Annotated in this window: 24 protein-coding genes; 15 read left to right on the top strand and 9 right to left on the bottom strand. The window is 45.5% G+C overall.

Annotated elements, in window-relative coordinates; genetic code table 11:
* Positions 1–19: 19 nt before the first annotated feature.
* Genes FTU82_RS04140 through FTU82_RS04125 form a run of 4 tightly spaced genes read left to right on the top strand, consistent with a single transcriptional unit; the run spans position 20 to position 5883 of the window.
* Complete coding sequence (locus tag FTU82_RS04140) at positions 20–2026, top strand: M3 family metallopeptidase (RefSeq protein ID WP_180101042.1); 2007 nt, start codon at positions 20–22, stop codon at positions 2024–2026.
* A gap of 12 nt (positions 2027–2038) precedes the next feature.
* Complete coding sequence (locus FTU82_RS04135) at positions 2039–2977, top strand: ABC transporter permease (RefSeq protein ID WP_005172401.1); 939 nt, start codon at positions 2039–2041, stop codon at positions 2975–2977.
* 7 nt (positions 2978–2984) lie between these two features.
* Complete coding sequence (locus tag FTU82_RS04130) at positions 2985–4136, top strand: ABC transporter permease (protein WP_159138574.1); 1152 nt, start codon at positions 2985–2987, stop codon at positions 4134–4136.
* Between the two features lie 10 nt (positions 4137–4146).
* Positions 4147–5883 (top strand): ABC transporter ATP-binding protein, encoded by a 1737-nt coding sequence (locus FTU82_RS04125; RefSeq protein WP_100328930.1) that lies wholly within the window; start codon positions 4147–4149, stop codon positions 5881–5883.
* 54 nt (positions 5884–5937) lie between these two features.
* Here FTU82_RS04125 and rluB read toward each other — a convergent pair whose 3' ends face one another.
* The 6 genes from rluB to FTU82_RS04095 form a co-directional block, all read right to left on the bottom strand.
* Positions 5938–7029, bottom strand: coding sequence for a 23S rRNA pseudouridine(2605) synthase RluB (rluB, locus tag FTU82_RS04120; RefSeq protein ID WP_074384125.1), 1092 nt, complete (start codon positions 7027–7029; stop codon positions 5938–5940).
* 41 nt (positions 7030–7070) lie between these two features.
* Complete coding sequence (gene scpB / locus FTU82_RS04115) at positions 7071–7661, bottom strand: SMC-Scp complex subunit ScpB (RefSeq protein ID WP_180001052.1); 591 nt, start codon at positions 7659–7661, stop codon at positions 7071–7073.
* Positions 7658–8452 (bottom strand): ScpA family protein, encoded by a 795-nt coding sequence (locus FTU82_RS04110; RefSeq protein ID WP_005172392.1) that lies wholly within the window; start codon positions 8450–8452, stop codon positions 7658–7660. Before FTU82_RS04110 ends, scpB begins: the two co-directional genes overlap by 4 nt.
* Positions 8453–8774: 322 nt before the next feature.
* Positions 8775–9059 carry a hypothetical protein gene (locus tag FTU82_RS04105; protein ID WP_005095980.1) on the bottom strand — a complete coding sequence of 95 codons (285 nt, stop codon included), beginning with the start codon at positions 9057–9059 and terminating at the stop codon, positions 8775–8777.
* A 41-nt stretch (positions 9060–9100) separates the two neighbouring features.
* Entirely contained in the window at positions 9101–9718 is a 618-nt protein-coding gene (locus FTU82_RS04100; protein WP_005095982.1) for an L-threonylcarbamoyladenylate synthase, read from the bottom strand.
* Between the two features lie 87 nt (positions 9719–9805).
* Positions 9806–10468 carry an elongation factor P hydroxylase gene (locus FTU82_RS04095; RefSeq protein WP_005095983.1) on the bottom strand — a complete coding sequence of 221 codons (663 nt, stop codon included), beginning with the start codon at positions 10466–10468 and terminating at the stop codon, positions 9806–9808.
* Between the two features lie 97 nt (positions 10469–10565).
* Here FTU82_RS04095 and FTU82_RS04090 point away from each other — a divergent pair, with 97 nt between their 5' ends.
* The 6 genes from FTU82_RS04090 to lysM all read left to right on the top strand — a co-directional run bounded on the left by FTU82_RS04090 (position 10566) and on the right by lysM (position 14326).
* Positions 10566–11123, top strand: coding sequence for a DUF177 domain-containing protein (locus FTU82_RS04090; RefSeq protein ID WP_074384127.1), 558 nt, complete (start codon positions 10566–10568; stop codon positions 11121–11123).
* Positions 11124–11200: 77 nt separating this feature from the next.
* Entirely contained in the window at positions 11201–11383 is a 183-nt protein-coding gene (rpmF, locus tag FTU82_RS04085) for a 50S ribosomal protein L32 (protein ID WP_004279227.1), read from the top strand.
* Between the two features lie 222 nt (positions 11384–11605).
* Positions 11606–12592 (top strand): ACP S-malonyltransferase, encoded by a 987-nt coding sequence (gene fabD, locus FTU82_RS04080; protein ID WP_005095987.1) that lies wholly within the window; start codon positions 11606–11608, stop codon positions 12590–12592.
* The gene (gene fabG / locus FTU82_RS04075) at positions 12589–13323 is read left to right on the top strand and encodes a 3-oxoacyl-ACP reductase FabG (RefSeq protein ID WP_005095990.1); all 735 of its coding nucleotides are present in this window, start codon (positions 12589–12591) and stop codon (positions 13321–13323) included. Before fabD ends, fabG begins: the two co-directional genes overlap by 4 nt.
* 83 nt (positions 13324–13406) lie before the next feature.
* Complete coding sequence (gene acpP / locus FTU82_RS04070; protein ID WP_004646101.1) at positions 13407–13643, top strand: acyl carrier protein; 237 nt, start codon at positions 13407–13409, stop codon at positions 13641–13643.
* 185 nt (positions 13644–13828) lie between these two features.
* Positions 13829–14326: a peptidoglycan-binding protein LysM gene (lysM, locus tag FTU82_RS04065; protein ID WP_005095992.1), complete on the top strand. Its 498-nt coding sequence runs from the start codon at positions 13829–13831 to the stop codon at positions 14324–14326.
* 110 nt (positions 14327–14436) lie between these two features.
* Here the strand turns inward: lysM and FTU82_RS04060 are convergent, their stop codons facing one another.
* Positions 14437–14904: an Lrp/AsnC ligand binding domain-containing protein gene (locus tag FTU82_RS04060; RefSeq protein WP_005095994.1), complete on the bottom strand. Its 468-nt coding sequence runs from the start codon at positions 14902–14904 to the stop codon at positions 14437–14439.
* Between the two features lie 138 nt (positions 14905–15042).
* On the opposite strand from FTU82_RS04060, the gene FTU82_RS04055 reads away from it, so the two are divergent.
* The 5 genes from FTU82_RS04055 to FTU82_RS04035 all read left to right on the top strand — a co-directional run bounded on the left by FTU82_RS04055 (position 15043) and on the right by FTU82_RS04035 (position 20847).
* Positions 15043–16302 carry a D-amino acid dehydrogenase gene (locus FTU82_RS04055; RefSeq protein ID WP_005095996.1) on the top strand — a complete coding sequence of 420 codons (1260 nt, stop codon included), beginning with the start codon at positions 15043–15045 and terminating at the stop codon, positions 16300–16302.
* A 23-nt stretch (positions 16303–16325) separates the two neighbouring features.
* Complete coding sequence (gene alr, locus FTU82_RS04050) at positions 16326–17438, top strand: alanine racemase (protein ID WP_180101041.1); 1113 nt, start codon at positions 16326–16328, stop codon at positions 17436–17438.
* 45 nt (positions 17439–17483) lie between these two features.
* Positions 17484–17846 carry a RidA family protein gene (locus FTU82_RS04045; RefSeq protein ID WP_159138579.1) on the top strand — a complete coding sequence of 121 codons (363 nt, stop codon included), beginning with the start codon at positions 17484–17486 and terminating at the stop codon, positions 17844–17846.
* 151 nt (positions 17847–17997) lie between these two features.
* Positions 17998–19437, top strand: a complete 1440-nt coding sequence (locus tag FTU82_RS04040) for an amino acid permease (protein WP_074384173.1) — start codon at positions 17998–18000, stop codon at positions 19435–19437.
* Between the two features lie 171 nt (positions 19438–19608).
* Entirely contained in the window at positions 19609–20847 is a 1239-nt protein-coding gene (locus FTU82_RS04035) for a hypothetical protein (RefSeq protein WP_263576574.1), read from the top strand.
* A 57-nt stretch (positions 20848–20904) separates the two neighbouring features.
* On the opposite strand, the gene hemJ is transcribed toward FTU82_RS04035, so the two are convergent.
* Complete coding sequence (gene hemJ / locus FTU82_RS04030; protein ID WP_100328923.1) at positions 20905–21357, bottom strand: protoporphyrinogen oxidase HemJ; 453 nt, start codon at positions 21355–21357, stop codon at positions 20905–20907.
* Between the two features lie 23 nt (positions 21358–21380).
* On the bottom strand, positions 21381–22610 hold the full coding sequence (locus tag FTU82_RS04025; protein WP_005096011.1) for a beta-ketoacyl synthase N-terminal-like domain-containing protein: 1230 nt from the start codon (positions 22608–22610) through the stop codon (positions 21381–21383).
* Positions 22611–22666: the final 56 nt, after the last annotated feature.

Genomic DNA, 22666 nt, shown 5'->3' with positions numbered 1-22666 from the left:
GAAAAATCTGGAGATAAATATGAAATCGAAGTCTTTAAAATTAAGTAGTTTATGTTTAGTCATAATGGGGGGATATCAGGGGGTAGCGGCACAGACTCAAGCGCAGCTGCTGCCATTATTTAAGGCAGCAGAGATTCCATCTTTATGTGATGCCAATCTGGCCAGCATGCAAAAAGATATTCAGATATTTGAAAATCAGAAAATTAAAAATAAGGCCAAGGCAGGGCCTTATCTGGCTGAATGGGATGAATTGCATGCCAAAGCCCGGGATTTTGGTGCAGCAGTCGGATTGTATAGTAATGTCGATCCAGATCCTGCATTGCGTCAGGCAGCAGATGACTGTGAGCTGAAAATCAGCAAGTACCAGACCACGCTGTACCAGAATCCGAAACTGTATGCCCAGTTCAAGAAACTGAAGGCCAGCGATCCGATTGATCAAAAATTCTTGCAAGATATTCTGGAGCAGTTTGAAAAAACAGGGGTACAACTCAGTGCAGAAAAACAAAAGCGCCTGAAAGATATCATCGAAGAATCGACCAAGCTGTCTCAGGATTTCGCCAAAAATGTACGTGATAATCCGCATAAAGTCGAATTTACCCCAGCAGAAATGAAAGGTCTGCCAGACAGCTATATGGCGGGGTTAAAGAAAAATGAAAAAGGCAATTATCTGCTTGGCTTTGACTATCCGGAATACCAGCCATTTATGGAGCTGGCAGAAAGTGATGAAGCACACAAACGCTATCAGATGGCTTATACCCGCCGTGGGACAGAGCAAAACCTGCAATTTATGAAAAAAGCCATTGATCTGCGTTATGAGATGGCCCAACTTTTTGATAAAGAAAGCTATGCACATTCAGCCCTTAAATTTCGTATGGCAAAAACACCTGAAGCGGTGAATTCTTTTCTAGAGGATGTATATAGCAAAGTCGCACCTTTAGAGAAGCAAGATGTAGAGGAGTTACGCCAGTTCAAAGCCGAGGCCTTAAAAGTTCCACGAGAGAAAGCAGATATTACTCGCTGGAATCAGGGCTATTGGAGTGAAAAACTGCGTCAGGCCAAATATAAGGTCGATCAGGAAAAACTGCGCGATTACTTCCCGACCGAAGCGGCACAAAAATGGTTATTTGCTGTGTCATCAGAACTGTACGGGATTGATTTCAGGCCGATGAAAGTCAAGGCCTGGCACAATGAAGTGGAATATTATGCGGTACATGACACTGCCTCAGGTGAATTCTTGGGCGGATTATATGTCGATAAATACCCGCGTGAAGGTAAATATGGACACGCGGCCGTCTGGGGCGCCTATGGTGGCAGTACCCTGAATCAGCGTCGTCCGGTGTCGGTACTGGTCACCAACTTCAACCGCAAAGGTTTGAACAGCAACGAGCTGGAAACCTTTGTGCATGAAATGGGGCATGCCTTACACGGGATTTTATCGAAAACCCGCTATTCCGAACAGTCTGGTACATCGGTAGAGCGTGACTTGGTGGAAGCACCTTCACAGATGTATGAAGAGTGGGCACGCCGTCTGGAAACCTTATCAAAAGTGGCCGATTATTGTGAACCGGCTTGTCCACGTGTCGATGCTGCCATGACTGAGCGTCTCAAAGACGTAAAAAACTATGGTCGCGGTCTGCATTATGCGCGTCAGACTTTATATGCGCAGTACGATATGGCCTTACACAGTAAAGATGCCCTCAAGACCGACCCATTAAAATTATGGCAAGAGATGGAAAGCAAAACTGCCTTGGGTTATGTACCCGGTCAGCAGTTCCCGGGACAGTTCGGGCATGTGATGGGCGGCTATCAGGCAGGTTATTACAGCTATATGTGGTCCGAGGTGATTGCGCTAGATATGCTCTCTGCCTTTGGCGATCAGTTGATGGATAAAAAAGTCGGTGCGCATTATCGCAATACGGTCTTGGCGCAAGGCGGACAAAAACATGGCGAGCAGATGGTGAAAGACTTTCTGGGTCGTGATCCAGACAGCAAAGCTTTCTTTAATGAAATCTCTGGAAAAAATTAAGGAAGGCAAGCGATGCTGGCATATATTATTCGACGGCTCTGGCAAATGATCCCCACCATGCTCGGGGTGATTTTGCTGATCTTCCTGCTGTTTAACTGGGTGGGGGGCGATCCTGCCTATATCCTCGCCGGTAAAATGGCCAATGCAGAACAGATTGAAAACATCCGGCAACAGCTTGGGGTGGATCAACCGTATTATGTGCAACTGTGGATTTTCATCAAGCAGATTTTAACCTTTGATTATGGGGTGAGCTGGAGTACCGGCGAGTCGGTGGCGCAAATTATTAGTACGCGTCTGGGACCCTCACTGACCATTCTGATTCCACTGACCATTTTGCAAACCATTATTTCCATCATTTTGGCCTTGGGTGTGGCGTCAGTTCGCGGCAGTCTGACCGATCGCATGATCATGATGCTGTGCACCATCGGCATGTCGATCAGTATTCTGGTCTATATCATTGTGTTTCAGTATTTCCTCGCTTATGAGCTGAGCTGGTTTCCGGTGCAGGGCTGGAGTGATAATTTCGCTGACAATCTTTTCAAATACGCCTTATTGCCTGTACTGATTATGCTGGTGGTGAGTATTGCCCCGACCTTACGTCTGTACCGCAGTTTCGTACTGGATGAAGTCAATCAGGACTATGTGCGTACTGCACGGGCCAAAGGTCTGGGCGAGAGCCGGATTCTGGGCGTGCATGTGCTACGCAATGCCTCGATTCCGATTATTACCGATGTGATGGCGGGGCTTCCAGCACTGCTGATCGGTGCTTTCCTGATTGAGCGTTTTTTCGGTATTCCGGGGATTGGCCGTGAAGTGATTATTGCCGTAGAGCGTTCGGATTTCCCGGTGATTAAAGCGATTACGGTCTATGTTGCCGCTGCGACCATGATATTCAACCTGATTGCCGATCTGATCTATAAATGGGTCGATCCACGCGTACAGTTGAAGTAGGTGAATTATGCTGAGTGCGATATTTAAAAAAGAGCAACACGCTCAAGCTGTGCCTGAGTCTACTTCAACAGGATTATGGCAACTGGCCATGCGCCGTTTGAAACGTGACCGGATTGCCATGTTCTCCTTGTTGGTGGTGCTGTTTTATTTGCTGCTACTTTTGCTTTCCATGAGCGGTTTTATTGCCAAGGACTGGAATAAAGAAGTGGCGGTCAGTTATGCACCGCCAAGTTTTATCAGTGCAGCGCCTATGCCGGCTGTTTCCGGTGAAGAACAGGAAGCAGAATTGGTCGTTTTACCGGTCAATCCAGTCGATCCTTTAAAAGAGGTGATTGCAGAACTCAATGCCGAAATTGCTGCTGAGCAAAGGATGGGGGGCAGCATCGATTATTATGGTGTAACAGATCCGCTGGCAGAAGACATGCGCGTCATTAACCAGCAGCTCGGTGGTCAGCTGATGGATCAGGACAGCGAATTAAAACAGAGTCTGATCTTTGGTGCGGATAAATGGGGACAGGATGTTTTACAGAAAACCATTAAAGGTGCGGAAACCTCGATTCTGGTCGGACTGGTTGCGGCTTTGGTCGCTGTGATCATTGGCACCGTACTTGGTGCACTTGCCGGTTATTTTGGTGGCTGGGTCGATGATCTCCTCAACTGGTTTTATAATGTCTTTACTTCAATTCCTTATTTACTGCTGGTTCTGGCAATTGCTGCGGTGTTACAACAGAAAGGGATTTTATCAATCATCCTGATTTTAGGTCTGACCGGCTGGACGGGAGTATTCCGTCTGGTTCGTGCCGAGTACATGAAACATACGGCGCGTGAATATGTACTGGCTGCCAAGGCAATTGGGGTGAGTAATTTACGACGTATGTTTGTACATATTTTTCCGAATGTCAGTCATATTGCCTTGGTACAAATGTCCATTCTGGTGGTGGCTTTTATCAAATCTGAAGTGATTCTCAGCTTCCTTGGTTTTGGCGTGCCAATCGGAGTAGTGTCTTGGGGAAGCATGCTGAATGAAGCGCAAAGCGAGCTGATTTTAGGAAAATGGTGGCAACTGGCCGCAGCCTCGATTGCCATGGCAATACTGGTGACGGCTTTCTCGATGTTTACCGATGCACTCCGTGATGCATTAGATCCGAAACTGAAATAGGAGCGCAACCATGTCTGAAATCAATCCAAGTACAGCACCTGCGTTACTTTGCGTGGAAAATCTGCGTGTCAGTTTTAAAGATGAAAATAAACAATATATCGAAACCGTGAAAGGGGTTTCTTTTGAAATTCCGGCCAATACTACGGTGGCATTGGTAGGAGAATCGGGAAGTGGCAAGTCGGTTACTTCACTGGCGACCATGGGCTTGCTCCCGACGGAAAGCGCGCGTATTTCCGAAGACAGCCGGATTATCTTTGAAGGGAAAAATCTGCTTAAGCTCAAAACCCGTGACATGCGCCAGATGTGTGGTAAAGATATTGCCATGATTTTTCAGGAGCCGATGTCCTCGCTCAATCCGGTATTTACGGTAGGCATGCAGATTGCAGAAATTTTGCAACTCCATTTGGGTATGAATAAAAAGCAGGCGCGGCAACGTACTCTGGAATTGCTCAAAGAAGTAGGGATCCCTGCGCCAGAAACTAAAATCGATGCTTATCCGGGGCAGCTTTCGGGGGGGCAGCAGCAGCGGGTCATGATTGCCATGGCCATTGCCTGTGAACCCAAGCTGTTAATTGCGGATGAACCGACCACAGCCCTGGATGTCACCATTCAAAAGCAGATTCTGGACTTGCTGGAATCTCTGCGTCAGCGCCGTCAGATGTCGATGCTGTTCATTACCCATGATCTGGCTTTGGTTGGTGAAATTGCCGATCAGGTGATTGTGATGCGACATGGGGAAATTCGTGAACAGGGTTTGGTTCAGGACGTATTGGATCGACCTCAGGATATGTATACCCGGGCTTTATTGCATTGCCGTCCACAATTGTCGCAACGTCCGTTACGTTTGCCGATGATCAGTGATTTTATGAAACAGGATGGTTCAACCTGGCTGGACGATATCCACCTGAATACTCAACTTCCGCAACGCTCACGCGGACTGAAGGGTGGAGAAGAAATTATTCTGGATGTACGTGATCTGAAAAAATCTTTTTATAGCCGCAAAGGTCTGTTTGGCAAAGATGAATTTCAGGCGGTGAAAGGGGTTTCTTTTCAGCTGGCCAAAGGTAAAACCTTGGGGCTGGTCGGAGAATCCGGTTCTGGCAAAACCACCATTGGCTTGTTATTGATGCGTTTGCAACAGGCAACAGGCGGTAAAGCGCTGTTTCAGGGGCGGGACATTTTGGCCATGTCTGAAAAGGAATTTAACCAGTATCAACGTAAAATCCAGATTATTTTCCAGAATCCTTATGCTTCTTTAAATCCGCGTTTTACCGTGGGGCAAATCCTGATGGAGCCAATGCAGATTCATAAAATTGGTCAGGATGATGCAGAGCGCAAGCAAATGGCTTTGGATCTGTTGGAGCGGGTCAGCTTGCCTGCCCAAGCTTTTTATCGCTATCCACATGAATTTTCCGGTGGTCAGCGCCAGCGAATTGCGATCGCGCGTTGCCTGACTTTGAAGCCTGAAATTTTAATCTGTGATGAATCGGTCTCGGCACTGGATGTTTCAGTACAGGCGCAGGTCTTGAATTTACTGCAAGATTTGCAGGATGAATTTGGACTCAGTTATATTTTCATTTCACATGATTTATCGGTGGTGAAGTATATTTCAGATCAGATCATGGTGATGAATCATGGGGAACTGGTGGAAATTGCCAATTCAGATGAATTGTATCAGTCACCCCAGCATGAATATACCAAGCGTTTACTCAGTGCCATTCCACAAGGGATTCCACAAAGTGCCTGATACATAATGCATAAGAAAGTCAGGCAATTGCCTGACTTTTTTTGTTTATATCAATTAAAACTTTTTAAAGCCTTTATTGACACCGTATGGACGACGCGGCGCATTTTCATCACGCTCTTCACGGCGACCAAAAGCTTGATCTGGACGAGTTTCGCGGCGAGGAAATTGAGTATTGCCATCACGGTTGTCACGACGAACGAACTGCGTACCATTTTGGTTTTCATTTCTGTCACGACGACCATAGGCATTGTCATCACGACGCTCGCGGCCAGGGTTATTCTGTGGTTGTTGTTCATCACTGTCACGACGTTGCTGACGCAAGAAACCGCCACGGCGTGCAGCCATCGGTTTATCCTGCATACGCTCGTTACGACGTTTCGCCATACCAAACAGGCCTGTACCTTGACGTGGTTTCAGTTCCACAGCTTTGGTCAGGTTGTCGATATCGTTTTTATCCAGTTCAATCCAGCGACCGGTACGCAGTTCGCGTGGCAGAATCACAGTACCGTAGCGGGTACGCAGCAGACGGCTTACTTTCAGACCTTGTGATTCAAAGATACGACGTACTTCGCGGTTACGACCTTCTTTTACTACGACCTGGAACCAACGGTTAATACCATCACCGCCGAGTTCAGAGAACGATTCGAATTTCGCTGGGCCGTCATCTAATACCACGCCTTTAAGCATGGTGTTTTTGATTTGTGGTGTCACCTCACCCATGACACGAACTGCGTATTCACGTTCGATTTCATTGGATGGGTGCATCAAGCGGTTGGCAAGTTCGCCATCATTGGTGAACAGTAACAGACCGGTCGAGTTAATATCCAGACGGCCGACCATCACCCAGCGATCGCCCGGAATCGCAGGTAACTGTTCAAACACGGTCGGGCGGTTTTCAGGATCGCTACGTGAGCAGATCTCGCCTTCAGGCTTATAATAGATAATCACACGACGACGAATTTCGTCTTCAATCTGAAATGCAACTTTACGACCATCGATGCGAAGCTCATCACCTGGTTCGATTCGTTCACCCACTTGGGCAATTTGCCCATTGACGCTTACACGACCCGCGGCAATGACTTCTTCCATATAACGGCGAGAACCCAAACCAACGCGTGCAAGCACCTTTTGCAATTTTTCACTCATGACAGCATAACCTTAGAAATAATTATCAACAGTTCACCTATTTATGACTTCGGTGCATTTGCATCGAGGGCCATAAAAGCTTCCTTGGCATCCTGCAGGGGAGGCAATTGGCCTAAAGAATTCAAGCCAAACGCATTTAAAAATTGTGGCGTTGTCATTAACAACGCAGGTCTTCCAGGGAGTTCACGAAATCCGGATTCTTTAATCCAGTTCCAGTCAAACAGCGTACGCAAAATCTGACTGTTATTCGTCACACCACGAATTTGTTCAATATCGGCTCGGGTCACCGGCTGGTGATAAGCAATCACTGCAAGTGTTTCAAGTAAGGCCGGCGACAAGCGAGTTGGTCGCTCAGGCCAGGTCTGTGCAATAATATTACGATATTTTGCACGCACTTGAAAACGATAACCTTGTGCTGTTTCAATCAGTTCAATCGAACGGCCATGCATTAACATGGAAAGTTGTTGTAAATACTGACGTAATTCCTGTTTGCTATAGCGATCCTGAAAAGCCTCTTTCAGACGCGCCAGTGAAACCGCAGAGTCGCTGGCGAAAATAATCGCCTCAAGCTGCATCAACACCTCATGCAGATTATCTTCTGCAGAAAACAGCGTATTTAGCTCTAGTGTCATTGACTGGCTCCTTGAACTGCGAGCGGGGCTTCAATACCTGTAGCAATAATCTGAATTTTTTGTTGCCGGGTCAGCTCCAGCACTGCCATAAAGGTCACCACCATCCCCATGCGTCCCTGACTCGGTTTGAGTAAATCGGCAAAAGATAAGACTTCGCCAGATTCCAGACAGCTTTCAATATAGGCAATCCGTTCTTCGAGCAGTACCGGTTCCTGTTGCACCTGATGAATCACCGGTTCAGGACGGTTAAAAATACACAACAAGGCATCACGCAGTAAATCGATCGAATAGCCTTCATTATTCTGCTGAACGTCGCCCAGACTGACATGGGTCAGGAATGTATCACGCTCCAGAATAGGCATTTGCCCCAGACGTTCTGCTGCCCGTTTAATTCTTAAATAATTTTCTAAACGGTCGATCAGTTCTTGTTTTGGATCTTGCTCAATCGCAGACAGGCTTTTCGGTTTAGGCAATAACAGACGCGATTTGAGATCTGCCAATAAAGCAGCCATCACCATATAATCTGCGGTCAGCTCAATATTCAGGGATTTCATTGCATCCATATAGGATAAATATTGCGCTGCAATCGGCGCGATATCGACTTGCAACAGGTCAAAACCATTTTTTTGAATCAGGTAAATTAAAAAGTCGAGTGGGCCTTCAAAATGTTCTAACAAGATTTCAAATGCGGCGGGAGGAATATACAGATCCTCTGGAATAGTATCCTGCCATTCATCCAGAACCCGAATGTGCGGAGCAGATTCCATTGTGTTATGGATAATTTGAGTCATTACAATTATAGGCCACGCGAATTTTCAAAGGCATGCAAAGGCTTGATCTTCGGTATCTCATCGAAAGAAAAAGCATAGAATTAAGTGCCGTCATTGTACTGGAAAAGTAACTCTAAATAAATTAAATAAGGAGTCAAAGGCATAAAAACTTGAAAAAATAATGGAATTTATTTGCAATTTAAAAGAAGGCCCCAAAAAAACAGCCAGATAAGCGGGGCAAAGAGTCAATGTGTTACGGGTGGAAGCTATGACCATATCCATGTTTTAGTATCTGTTTTAGTATCCTGCGATATGATTAATACCTATCTGAGTGCTAAGAACTTCAGCGCGGTGAGGAAGGATATTCACTCAGTGCAAACTCAATCATACGTTGGCAAGTCTCTGCCAGGCATAGGTTCTGGCTTGAATAGATCTGTAATAGCTGTCGAAGCAAAGCCAAATTCATGAAAAACTGATATTCAGTAGCATCAATGTTTAGAGTGGGACTGGGCGAAGGATATGCTTCGATCATGATGGCCCTGGATTGAAGTGTCCAAGGCAGTTCTGCATAGATACAATATTGGGCAGAGAATTCATGCTGATTCAGCAGGATATAAAATAAATCCATAGACTGACTCCTGCAGTCGGCTGGAAATAAGATGGCATTCTTTATTCAAATGCGCTGACATCACCCACGCCACGACGAATAATTTCTGGATGATCACCAGATAAATCAATAATCGAGGTGGTGCTTAATGTACCTAAACCGCTATCGATAAACACATCAATGCGTTTGCCCAATTGCATTTCAATCTCAAAAGGATCATCCAGCGGATCGGTCTGGTCCGGCAAAATCAGGGTAGAGGTCAAGAGAGGCTCACCCAGTTCTTTGAGCAGCATCTGACACACCGGATTGCTCGGAATGCGCAGGCCAATGGTTTTCTTTTTGGGATGCATCAAGCGTTTCGGCACTTCACTGGTGGCCGGTAAAATAAAAGTGGTGACTGCTGGTGTATTGTTTTTGAGTAAGCGATACATGGCATTGTCCACTTTGGCATAGGTGGCAATATCGGATAAATCACAGCACAAAATTGCATATTGATGTTTTGGGCCAAGTCCGCGAATCTGCGCAATGCGTTCCATGGCACTTTTATTCCCAATCTGGCAACCAATCGCATAGGCAGCATCCGTGGGATAGACCACCACATCGCCAGCACGGATTCGTTCTACCGCCTGACTGATTAAGCGCGGTTGCGGGTTATCGGGGTGTACGCGTAAATGCAGCATAGAGGCTACTCCAAGCTTGGGCTGATGGCTTATTATGTGGCGCTCAGGCAGCGTCTGGCAATCACCAAAAAGGTAGATTTGTGTAATTTAATCAAGCATTTCACGTATAAATTCATCAGATTGTAAACTTTTGCCACCTCTGCTACAGGCACAGATACATTGAATAAAGCGTTGTGCATCCCGTGGCAATTTTGCCTCACCACGAAAATAAGCCTGCACTTGTGCATAGACATGATCTTTAAAGCGGGTTCCGTCACCGCCGTCACCAGTCAGGTTATCCAGCGACACCCGAAATTTACGCCCAAAGGCCTGGGCAAACATCCACTCGATTGCCTGCGGTTTAATTTCTACCTGTTCAAACAGCGCTTGTTGTTCGGCTGTACGCCCATCCGGGGCATACCAGTAACCAAGATCCGGAAGTTCCCGGCGTTTATCCCCGGCAATTGTCCAATGGCTGATTTCATGCAAGGCACTATTAAAGAATCCATGTGCAAACTGAATCCGGGCAGGAGTATCGGCATCGGCAGGAAAATATTCAGGTTCAAATTCGCCACGGACTAAAGTCACATTTAAATGGGAAAACCAGTGATTAAAGTGTAAGATGAGCCAGTCCACCTGCTGCGCTTCTGACGATAAATTCGTCCATGGCGAGAGTTGCACTTGTTGTGTTGAACTGTCAGAATCAAGGCTTGGAATTGTGCTAACGAGTGATGAAACATTCACTTCTGTTTGCGGCTGCAACAGATGCATGACTTGAGTTACCCAAATGGTCTGTCGAAATAAGTACAAAATTGTATCTTAATCTTTGACAGAGTACTGATGAATTTGTAGAATTGCCGCCTTAATTATGTCAGCAAATACCTTTCCGGCACAGATTGAGCCGTTTAAATGGGCTGAACAGGGCTTTAAATGGTCAGGTCAACTGCCTTTATCCCGCTTTGTTCGTATCGCTCGTGAAGCTGTTGGATCAATTGATGATCAATTGATTAACATAGACTGTAAGCTATCAATGGATGCCTATCATCGTATTGCATGGCTAGATGGTCACGTTGAAACAAAAGTTCCTATGGAATGCCAGCGTTGTCTGGAAACTGTAGAGATTGAACTGGTTTCATCGTTCCATTTGGCACTTGTGGATGATGAGTCACTGATAGAGCGCTTGGATGAGGATGCTGATTTCATCGTCCTAGGTGAAAGTGAAGCAACGACCAAAGGTGACTATGATGCACCTGCGACCGCTGATTTGCTCGCGCTGATAGAAGATGAACTGTTATTGTTGGTGCCGTTGTCGCCTAAACATGAGTTTTGCGAACATAAGCATCAGCCTGCCATAGAAGAAGTTGTCGAAGAAAAACGAGATAATCCGTTTGATGTTTTGGCAGCTCTGAAGGGTAAACTTAACTAATTTTTGTGTTATACTCTTGTGTATAAGACAATCGAATTTGTTCTGATCCATTTTTTCGATCTTTGTAAGGAGCCATCATGGCCGTTCAGCAAAACCGTAAAAGTCGCTCTCGCCGTGACATGCGCCGTTCACATGACGCTTTAACCGAGAATGCATTAACTGTAGACCAAGCTACTGGCGAGACTCACCGTCGTCACCACGTATCTAAAGATGGTATCTACCGTGGTCGTCAATTATTCGCTAAAGCATCTGCTGAATAATTGATGATGTATTAAGCGTCAAGCTTAGTAGAAAAAATGGGAGCATTTAGCTCCCTTTTTTTTGTCCTTGATTTTTGCTTGCATCGGTTTTTTGTTGTATTTGGCAATTACCGCCAGCAAAATTACATGCTAAATTGCGCTCCACAATGATTTAGGTGGCTTTATTGGCCAGTCTTCTTGCTACAACTGAAGATGACACCTCTTGAATGAAAGGATTTTATTATGTCTGCGACACAACTCGAACAAGCAGCACAAGCAACGAAAACTGCATTTGTATTTCCAGGTCAAGGCTCACAAAAAGCCGGCATGCTGGCTGAACTTGCAGAGCAGTTTTCTGCTATTCGCGAGACATTTGCAGAAGCCTCTGAAGCTGTCGGCTTCGATTTGTGGCAGATTGCGCAAACTGGCGAAAACTTAAATCAAACTGAATTTACCCAGCCGGTATTGCTGACTGCAAGTATTGCCTTGTGGCGCGTGTGGCTGGAATCTGGTGGTGTGGCACCGAAATATCTGGCAGGCCATTCACTGGGTGAGTACAGCGCGCTGGTGGCAGCGGGTAGCCTAAGCCTGGGTGATGCAGTCAAACTGGTCAACCTGCGCGGTAAACTGATGCAGACGGCTGTACCTCAGGGTGTCGGTGCAATGGCTGCTATTTTAGGTCTGGATGATGCCAAAGTGATTGAGCTGTGTGCACAGGCAACTGCAGCAGGTGAAGGTTCTGTTGAAGCGGCAAACTACAATGCCCAAGGGCAGGTTGTGGTTGCAGGCAATAAAGATCGCGTTGAAGCAGTGATGGCACTGGCCAAAGAAAATAGCGCTAAGGCGATTGCATTGCCGGTATCGGTTCCATCGCATTGTTCACTGATGAAACCTGCGGCAGAACAGTTTGCGCCTGCATTGGAACAAACCGCCATTGAGCTGCCATGCATTCCTGTATTACAAAATGTAGGCGCTGAAGCTGCGGCTGATGTCCCTGCATTGCGTCAGGCTTTAACAGCGCAACTTTATGAATCAGTACAATGGACCAAAACCCTGCAATTCCTTCAAGATGAAGGCATTCAGTACATCGTTGAATGTGGTCCGGGCAATGTATTGAGTAACTTGGCGAAACGCCTACCGAATATCGAAAAAGCACTTCCACTGGATAGCAAATCTCGTCTGGAAGATGCATTGAACACCGTATTGACGGCAGAAGGGAAAATTGCATGACACAGGAACCGAAAGTTGCCTTGGTAACAGGTGCAAGTCGTGGTATTGGTGCTGCGATCGCACAACAGTTGATTCAGGATGGTTATTTTGTCGTGGGTACTGCGACCTCTGAAGCGGGCGCTGAAAAATTATCTGCACAGTTTGCTGAAAATGGTGCGGGCAAAGTTTTAGATGTACGTGATGGTGCTGCGATTGATGCACTGGTGACGGAGATCGAACAGAACTATGGTCCAGTGCTGGCGTTGGTTAATAATGCCGGTATTACCAAAGACAACTTATTGCTTCGCATGTCTGAAGATGACTGGGATGATATTTTAAATATTCACCTGAAAGCCGTTTACCGTCTGTCTAAACGTGTGCTGAAAGGCATGACCAAGGCACGTTTCGGACGCATCATCAACATCAGCTCTGTGGTGGCACACTTTGCCAACCCGGGGCAGGCCAACTATTCTGCTGCCAAAGCCGGAATTGAAGCCTTCAGTCGTAGTTTGGCCAAAGAAATGGGTAGCCGTCAGATTACGGTTAACTCGGTCGCACCAGGCTTTATTGCAACTGAAATGACGGAACAGTTAAGCGAAGAAATTCGTAAAAAAATGACTGAGCAAGTGGCGTTAAACCGTTTGGGTAACCCACAAGATATCGCAAATGCTGTAAGTTTCCTGGCTTCAGACAAAGCCAGTTACATTACTGGTACAGTTATGCATGTAAATGGGGGCTTATACATGAGCTAAGCTCAAGTATAAACTTTCCAAATTTTTTAGATTCAATTAAACTAACGGCATTAAAAACGCCACAAGCAATGAGGAGAATTCCTGTGAGCGATATCGAACAACGTGTTAAGCAAGCAGTTGCAGAACAACTTGGTATCAAAATCGAAGAGATTAAAAACGAAGCGTCTTTCATGGATGACTTAGGTGCAGATTCTCTAGATCTAGTTGAACTGGTTATGTCTTTCGAAAATGATTTCGACATCACGATTCCTGATGAAGATTCTAACGAAATCACAACTGTTCAATCTGCAATTGACTATGTTTCTAAGAAACTGGGTTAATCGCCGATTTCAGCTTTGCTGAGCATAAAGACCACCCTCTCGGTGGTTTTTTTGTGTCTGCTTTTCACCTAAATGGAAATTTTACAATCGATTACCTTTCTGTCACCAATGACTAACTATGCCTTGGCTATTTTCATTATAAAAATAAGAGTGATATGACATTAACGACAAGAATGGAGTTCCATATGGGTCTTTTTGATTTTGTAAAAGGTATCGGTAAGAAAAATACAGCTGCCGCAGAGCCGCAGGCCGCACCAGCAAATACTACTCCAGCCGCAGCAGCACAGCCCGCAGAGCCTTCTGCCCAAGAAGTCGCAAATAAATTACTTGGTCATGTAAAAGGTCTGGGTCTTCCGATCACTGGTTTATCCATCAGTTATAATTCAACCTCGGATCTGGCCACGGTCAGAGGTCAGGTGCAAAGTCAGGCCGATCGTGAAAAAATTATTCTGGCGGTGGGGAATATTGATCATGTGGCCAAAGTGGATGATCAGCTTACGGTCAGCAGCCCTGAACCGGAAAGCAAATTCTATACGGTAAAATCGGGGGATAGCTTGTCAAAAATCTCGAAAGAATTTTATGGTGATGCCAATCAGTACAATAAGATTTTTGAGGCCAATCGCCCATTGCTCAAAGATGCTGATGATATTTTCCCGGGACAGGTATTGCGTATTCCGGCCTGATTTTTAAGTCGAAAATAAATATCTAAATATCTTGTTCACCATAATGCCCCATTTGGGGCATTATTTTTTTGGAAACAGCTTGAGCGCTGAATGTTGAAAGATAAAAATAATTACCCGCCAAGATCCAGATAGAGACTTTCTTTTACTTCCTCCATGACCACATAACTATGTGAGGAGGCAGAAGCAGGTAATTTTTTTAGCAAATCGCCTAACAGACGCCGATAGGCACTCATCTCTTTGAGACGTGCCTTGACCAGATAATCAAAGTCACCGGAAATCAAATGACACTCCAGTACTTCTGGAATTTCGGTCAGATTACGCGCCACCTGATCAAATACATCACCCGATTTTGCAGAAAGCTTAATCTCCAGAAAGACTAGCAAATTGCGTTCTAGCAGTTCCGGATTTAAGCGCGCGTAATAACCCATGATAATGCCTTCGCGCTCCAGCCGTTTTACCCGTTCTGAACAGGGTGTGGTTGACAGGTTCACACGTGCTGCCAGCTCACTAATGGCAATCCGGCCATCGCGTTGCAAGATATCCAGAATCATGCGATCAATGCGGTCTAATTTACGCATCAATATTTCCCTCTTTTTTTTAATTCTGCCCGAAAAAAATGTTTATTTCACTAAATATATCGTCTCAATATAGTTAAATTCACTATTGATCCAAAAATATACTAGTTAAATCAACTAGAAAAATTTGAGGGTAGTAAGATGCGCGTTTTGGTCTTAGGCAGTGGTGTAATCGGTGTGGCGAGTGCCTATTATCTGGCGCAGCAGGGTGTAGAAGTTACAGTGCTCGACCGTCAAACCGGGCCGGCTGAAGAAACCAGTTTTGGCAATGCCGGACAAATTTCTCCGGGCTATTCGACGCCATGGGCAGCACCGGGCATTCCATTTAAAGCAGTGAAATGGATGTTCCAGCATCATGCACCTTTAGCCATTAATTTAGATGGCAGTATGTGGCAGTTGAACTGGATGGCACAAATGCTGAAAAACTGTAATCCAGCCAGCTATGCGATTAACAAAGAACGTATGACCCGTGTGGCTGAATATAGCCGTGACTGTTTACGTGAGTTGCGTAAAGAAACGGGGATCAGTTATGAACACCGTTCTAAAGGTACTTTGCAAGTCTTTCGTAACGAGGCGCAATTAGAGATGGTGCAACGTGATATTGCGGTATTGCGAGAATGCGGCGTACCGCATGAATTGTTGTTGGGCGCTGATCTGGCCAAAGTTGAGCCAGCCCTGGCGCATGCCCAGGATAAACTGGTGGGCGGCTTGCATTTACCCAATGATGAGACAGGCGACTGTTATTTATTTACCAATGCCTTAGCCAATGTTGCCAAAGAATTGGGCGTGCAGTTTAAATTTAACCAAAATGTTGAGCGTTTGGTGATTGAAGGCGATGAAATTAAGGGGGTGGTGGTCAATGGTGAAGTGCTGACGGCTGATAAATATGTATTGGCATTCGGTAGTTATTCGCGTGATTTCTTAAAACCTTTGAATCTGGATTTGCCGGTTTATCCAGTCAAAGGCTATTCACTGACCATTCCAATTGTTGATGCCAACTTTGCACCACAATCTACGGTGCTGGATGAAACCTATAAAATTGCCATCACGCGTTTTGACCAGCGGATCCGTGTTGGCGGTATGGCCGAACTAAGTGGATTTAACCACAATTTGAAAGACAATCGCCGTGCCACTCTGGAAATGGTCACTCAGGAATTATTCCCAGGCGGGGATCTGGCAGAAGCGAGTTTCTGGACCGGTTTACGTCCAATGACCCCAGACAGTACCCCGATTATTGGTGTAACGCGTTTTAAAAATCTGTTCCTGAATACTGGACATGGCACCCTGGGTTGGACCATGGCCTGTGGTTCGGGCAAGTTAATCAGTGACATTGTGTTGAATCATAAAACCGAAATCAGCACTGAAGGACTTTCACTCGGACGTTATTCACACGCGGCCTAAATTGCTGTTTCAAGGAAGAAGCTATGCCACGCCCAATTCAAGCTGTGGTGCACTTAGATGCATTGCAGCATAACCTGAAGATCGCCAAAGCCGCAGCGCCAAATGCCGAAGTCTATGCTGTGGTTAAAGCCAATGCCTATGGTCATGGTATTGAGCGAGTCTATTCAGCATTTCAATCAGCCGATGGTTTTGCCTTGCTGGATTTGGCTGAAGCGCAGCGTCTGCGTGCGCTCGGTTGGCAGGGCAAAATTTTACTGCTTGAAGGAATTTTTGCTGTAGACGATTTAGACGTCTGTGCTGCATTAGATTTAAGTTTTAGTCTACATAGCCAGCATCAAATCACCTGGTTAACGCAGTTTCAGCAGATCAATCCAGACGCAAAATTTGATGTGTACTTAAAACTTAACAGCGGTATGAACCGTTTGGGTTTTCAGGCCCACGAATATACGGATATTTTTAAGCAAGTCCAGGCACTGGGCAATGTGCGCTCAGTTAGCCATATGACGCATTTTTCCGATGCAGATGGTCAGCGCTTTGGCCAGAACGGCATTGATTATCAATATTCAATGTTCACGCAAATCACTGGGTCTTTAGCCGGAAAAACTTCTGTCAGTAATAGTGCAGCCATCCTGCGCCATCATCACCACATTCAATCCGACATTGTGCGTAGTGGCATCATGCTGTATGGCAGTTCGCCTGACTATCCTGACCATACTATTGATGACTGGAATCTGCAGCCCGGCATGAGCCTGCGCAGTGAAATCATTGCGATTCAGTATATTCAGGCTGATGAAAGTGTGGGCTATGGTTCTAACTTCGTTGCGGAGCAGGCGATGCGCATTGGTGTGGTGGCGTGCGGATATGCCGATGGGTATCAGCGCATTTCAGCCACAGGTACACCAGTTTTGGTGGATTCAGTGCGGACTGAAGTTCTTGGTCGGGTCAGTATGGATATGCTTACCGTCGATCTGACCGCTGTCCCTCAGGCGACTGTGGGGAGTGAAGTGGTGCTTTGGGGGAAATCTTCGCAAGGTGAAATTTTATCAATTGATGAGGTCGCGGCCGGTTCAGGAACCGTAGGCTATGAATTGATGTGTGCGATTACGGCTCGTGTACCGGTTCGGATCGAAAGCTAAAACTAAATATTGACCAAATAACGGAAGAAATTGAGAGGACATATGATGATGGAACACACTGATATCCAGCGTATTAACAGCAATCAGGTCATGAGTGCTGTCACCATTCACAACCAGACCGTGTATTTATCAGGGCAGGTGCCGGATAGCACCCGTCAGGATATTAGCGGTCAAACGCAGGAAGTGTTGACGAAAATTGATCAGCTGCTCAAGCTGGCAGGAACAGACAAAAGCCGACTGCTGTCGGCACAACTATTTGTGAAAAATCTGGAAGATTTTCAAACCGTGAACCAGATCTGGATTCACTGGTTGCAAGGACAGGGAACTCCGGCACGTGCCACCATTCAGGCAGATCTGGTCAATCCTGACTGGCTGATTGAAATTGCAGTGATTGCAGCACAGGCTTGAGTTGTTTTGATTTTTATATCTCCCAACTCAATTTTGTAAGGACATCAGCTCCGGTCATTTAGCTTTTTAAATGGAACTTCATCTGCATTCAGGATTTCAGGAAGAAATCCGATCAGATGGGCAAGGGTCTGATGCGAAAAAGGAACTAAACATGAATACAACATCCGCTAAAGATGACGCAGCGCCGTCGCAACATGAGCTACAACGCAAGCTATCCAATCGGCATCTGCAGTTAATTGCCATTGGTGGTGCAATTGGTACCGGTTTATTTATGGGATCGGGTAAAACTATCTCTTTGGCCGGCCCTTCAATTTTATTTATTTATATGATTATTGGCTTTATGTTTTTCTTCCTGATGCGCGCATTGGGTGAGATATTGTTGGCTAATTTACATTACAAATCATTTATTGATATGGCGCGCGACCTGATTGGTCCGGGCGCGGCCTATTATATTGGCTGGTCTTATTGGCTTGGTTGGGTTCTGGTCGGGATTGCCGATTTAGCAGCGATTATTAATTATCTGAGTTTCTGGTTGCCTGAGGGTGTGGCCTTTACCCCCATCGGGCAGGCATTGATCAGTGTCGGCTGTGTATTGCTGGTTCTGGGTTTGAACTTGCTGACGGTCAAACTGTTTGGTGAAATTGAATTCTGGTTTGCCCTGATTAAGATTTTAGCCATTTTAGGCCTGATTTTTATTGGCGGCTTTATGGTGTTGAACCAGTTTCAGGCACCAGATGGCAGTACTGCAAGCTTTAGCCATGTCTGGTCGGGTGGTATGTTTCCCAAAGGTGCGGATGGCTTCCTGGCAGGCTTCCAGATTGCCTTATTCGCCTTTGTCGGTGTGGAATTGCTCGGTACGATGGCAGCTGAAACCAAAGATCCTGAGAAAAATTTACCCAAAGCCGTCAATGCGATTCCGACGCGTATTATCTTGTTCTATGTGTTGTCATTGTTTGTAGTGATGTCAGTGACCCCATGGGCTAAAATTCCTGCGGATCAAAGTCCTTTTGTCAGCTTGTTTATGCATGCCGGTATTGGTGCGGCGGCGATCATCATGAATCTGGTGGTCCTGTCATCCGTCATGTCTTCCATGAATAGTGGCGTATTCTCCACCAGTCGTATGCTTTTCGGATTGGCGCGTGGCCAACAGGCACCTGCCGCTTTGGCGCATCTATCGAAACGTTCTGTACCAGCCAAAGGTTTAATGTTCTCATGTGCCTTTATTATGGCTGGTGCAGCTTTGCAGTACTTCGTGCCCAATACCTTGGAAGCTTTTACTTTAGCGACGTCGCTGTGCGTGATTTTGTTTATTAGTATTTGGAGCTTAATTATGGTGTGTTATTTACGCTACCGTAAATTACGCCCTGAACAGCATGCCAACTCCACCTTTAAAATGCCGGGCGGGGTATGGATGAGCTATATCGTACTAACTTTTCTGGCTTTCGCTCTGGTCATTTTAAGTTTGGAGCCAGATACATTCAATGCATTAAAAATCAGTCCATTATGGTTGATTATTTTGGCGGTGACTTATTATGTACTGTATCGGCCGCGTGTCGCAGCCGCGAGAAAAGCTGCATTAGAAACACAATGAAATAGCTCAAAAAATCCCCGCCTGATCGGGGATTTTTTTATGGTGTGATGAATCATTTGTGAACTTCGTCCTGTGCCCTTAGAATTGAAGAAAAATTTACAATTAAAAATAAGGATCTATATGAGGGGATGGAGTAAAAACAGGCTGGGGTTATGGTCGCTTGGCATTCTTGTGGGAATAGCCATTCTGTTGGTATTCACTGCAAAATGGCTGCGTACAGATCAGCCTTTAACGGATACGGCAAAAAAGTTTATTCAGCCAGATTTAATCTATAGGGCGAATGTTCAGCAACACTCATATTTTTACTTATTGGGAATTGCTGCCAAAGATGAGGTTCACCCTCAGGCACTGGGTCGTTATCGTTACCATCGGGAATGGGCAAACTATATTCAAGATCAGAATGCTGCTGAAAATTTGCAGATTGACTCAGGATTAAACCGCCAGCTGAGCCGAGCTGGTTTTTCTGAACAGGAAAAAGAACTTCTTGAAAATCTGCAAATGCGTTTGGCTAATTCAGCTGAGCAGTTTTCTGCATTGGTGGTAGAACATAAAAAATTGCTATACGCTTTACTGGGGCGTGAGCGTATTCCTTTACAACGGTTTTCAGATTTATTGGAACACCAGGATTATATTTCATTGGTGATTCCGCCGCAGGCAGGCGGGCCTGATTATCGCTATATTCAAAACTTACAGTTGCTGAAACTGGTTCACATCCAGCTTAATTCAGGCTCTAAAGTGCAGGATTATGCACAGCAATTTCATCAGGTTTTAGACTTTAGCCGGAACCGCTTGTCTTTGGTTGAAAAAATGCTGCTGCAGAATTGGCTCAGTCAAATGATTGATCTGATTCGGATCGAGCAAAAAAATGAAAGCAATCCAGTCATGCTTAACAATCTGGATTCAGATCAATTGGGTTTAAAAGCAAGTCTGCAAAATGAATTAATGCGACATTATTTGCTGACCCAATATCTGGCGCATGCTTCTGAAATCAGTCCTGTACAGCTAAAATGGCTGTATTTACCCAATACCACCTTTAATGCAATTGCAGCACAATATGAGGTGTACTGGATGCTTTCGGAAACACCGTATGTTGAACTGCAAGAGCGGTTTACGACAAGTGAGCCTTCTTCACTGTCTAAATGGCGACTAAAAAATGCGATTGGACATGTTCTAGCGCAGATCAGTAAGCCCAACTTTGAAAAATATATTGTGATGAATCATGTCTTAAGCAATAAAATTATGACTTTTAATGCAGTCAATTCAGGCAGTATAGAGATAGAGCTATTGAATCAAAATGCAGCAGGGCGACGTTATTTTCAGCAAGATGGAAAGTTATGTATAGCACTGCCATTTTCTCAACAGAAATTGTCTGAACTGAATCTGAAGCAGGATAGCTGTGTAAAAATCTAGAAGGCCAAAATAAAAAATCCCCGACGAATCAGGGATTTTTTATTTTTGCTCTATGCGTTAGAAGGTCGGTTTTACCACGACCAAAATTACCACAGCAAATAAGATCAGGGTTGGCATTTCATTAAAATAACGCCAGAACTTGTGTGACTTGTAATGGGCATTTTCCATCAGTTTTTTGCGGTAATGGCCACATACCAGATGATAAATCACCAATAAACCCACCAGACCCACTTTCAGGTAAAACCATAAAGCTTCATGATAGTGACGTGTTGCATCACCCCAATCGACCAGAAAGTGCGCTGTAATGAGGGTGGCCAGCATGGCAGGCCACATGATGCCACGATACAGCTTGCGTTCCATCACCTGAAAACGCGCGTGGCTTACGGCATCTTCGCTCATGGCATGGTAAACATACAGCCGTGGCAAGTAGAACAACGCAGCAAACCAGCACACCACAGCAATAATATGTAATGCTTTTACCCAAAGGAAAGCATCAGAAGGAGCATCCATCAAGTCACCCTAAAATGGGCGGCTTAGCCTTCCCATTTTTTAAAGATGAGACAAGCATTTACGCCGCCGAAACCGAAACTGTTACTCATCACAGTATTCAATTTTGCGTCACGTTTTTCAAGCACGATATCAAATGGTTTTGCGCCTTCATCCAGCTCGGTCACGTTAATGTTTGGAGCAATAAAGTCATTTTGCATCATCAGGATCGAGTAAATTGCTTCCTGGACGCCAGCAGCACCCAGGCTGTGACCAGTCATAGACTTGGTTGAGCTCAGTGGTGGAACTTTATCTTCACCAAATGCACGTGCCATTGCTTGAAGCTCGGTCACGTCACCAGCAGGTGTAGATGTACCATGAGTATTCACATAATCAATCGATTCAACACCATGTTGTTTGGCTTCTTCAAGTGCCATCAGGATACAGCGTGTAGCCCCTTCGCCACTTGGTGCAACCATATCTGCACCATCCGAGTTGGCCGCATAGCCCACCACTTCAGCCAAGATGTTTGCACCACGTGCTTGTGCATGCTCAAGTGACTCAAGCACCACAAAACCGCCACCACCGGCAATCACGAAGCCGTCACGGTCAGCAGAGTACGGACGAGATGCAGTTTCAGGCGTGTCGTTGTATTTAGAGCAAAGCGCACCCATCGCATCAAACAATAAGCTTTGTGACCAGTGATCCTCTTCACCGCCACCAGCCAGCATCAAATCTTGTTTGCCCAGTTGGATCAGGTTATAAGCATAACCAATGGCATCGGCAGAGGTTGCACATGCACTGGTAATGGTATGTGCTACGCCTTGTAGTTTAAAAGCGACACCGACGTTTGCAGTAATGGTGTTGGTCATATTGCGTGGTACAAAGAAAGGACCAATTTTACGCGCACCTTTGGTATCTAGAAGTTCTTTCATTTCAACCACTGAGGCAGTTGAACCACCACCTGAACCACCGGCAATACCATAGCGTGGATTATTTGCCAGATCTTCTTGTTTTAAACCGGCATGTTCAACTGCAGCAAGTGCCGAATTGTAGGCATACATTGCGCATACGCCCATAAAGCGTTTGAGTTTACGGTCAATACCGTCGAAATCCTGTTCGGCCGCAGCACTCACATGGCTTTTGAAATTGAGTTCAGCATAAGTCGGATTAAAACGTGTTCCTGAAATCCCATTTTGTAAAGAATGGTTTACATCCTCTAATGTATTACCAATACACGAGTTAATACCCATGCCAGTGATGACAACACGTTTCATCTACAGATCCTTATAGTTTAGCTTTACGTCCAGTGGCAGAAAATGGGCTATATAAA

Source organism: Acinetobacter sp. YH12151, from assembly GCF_013418355.1.
In the GTDB taxonomy this organism is placed as follows: domain Bacteria; phylum Pseudomonadota; class Gammaproteobacteria; order Pseudomonadales; family Moraxellaceae; genus Acinetobacter; species Acinetobacter pseudolwoffii.
Note: the sequence above shows the minus strand (reverse complement) of the source record. Positions and strands in the feature narration are given on the sequence as shown.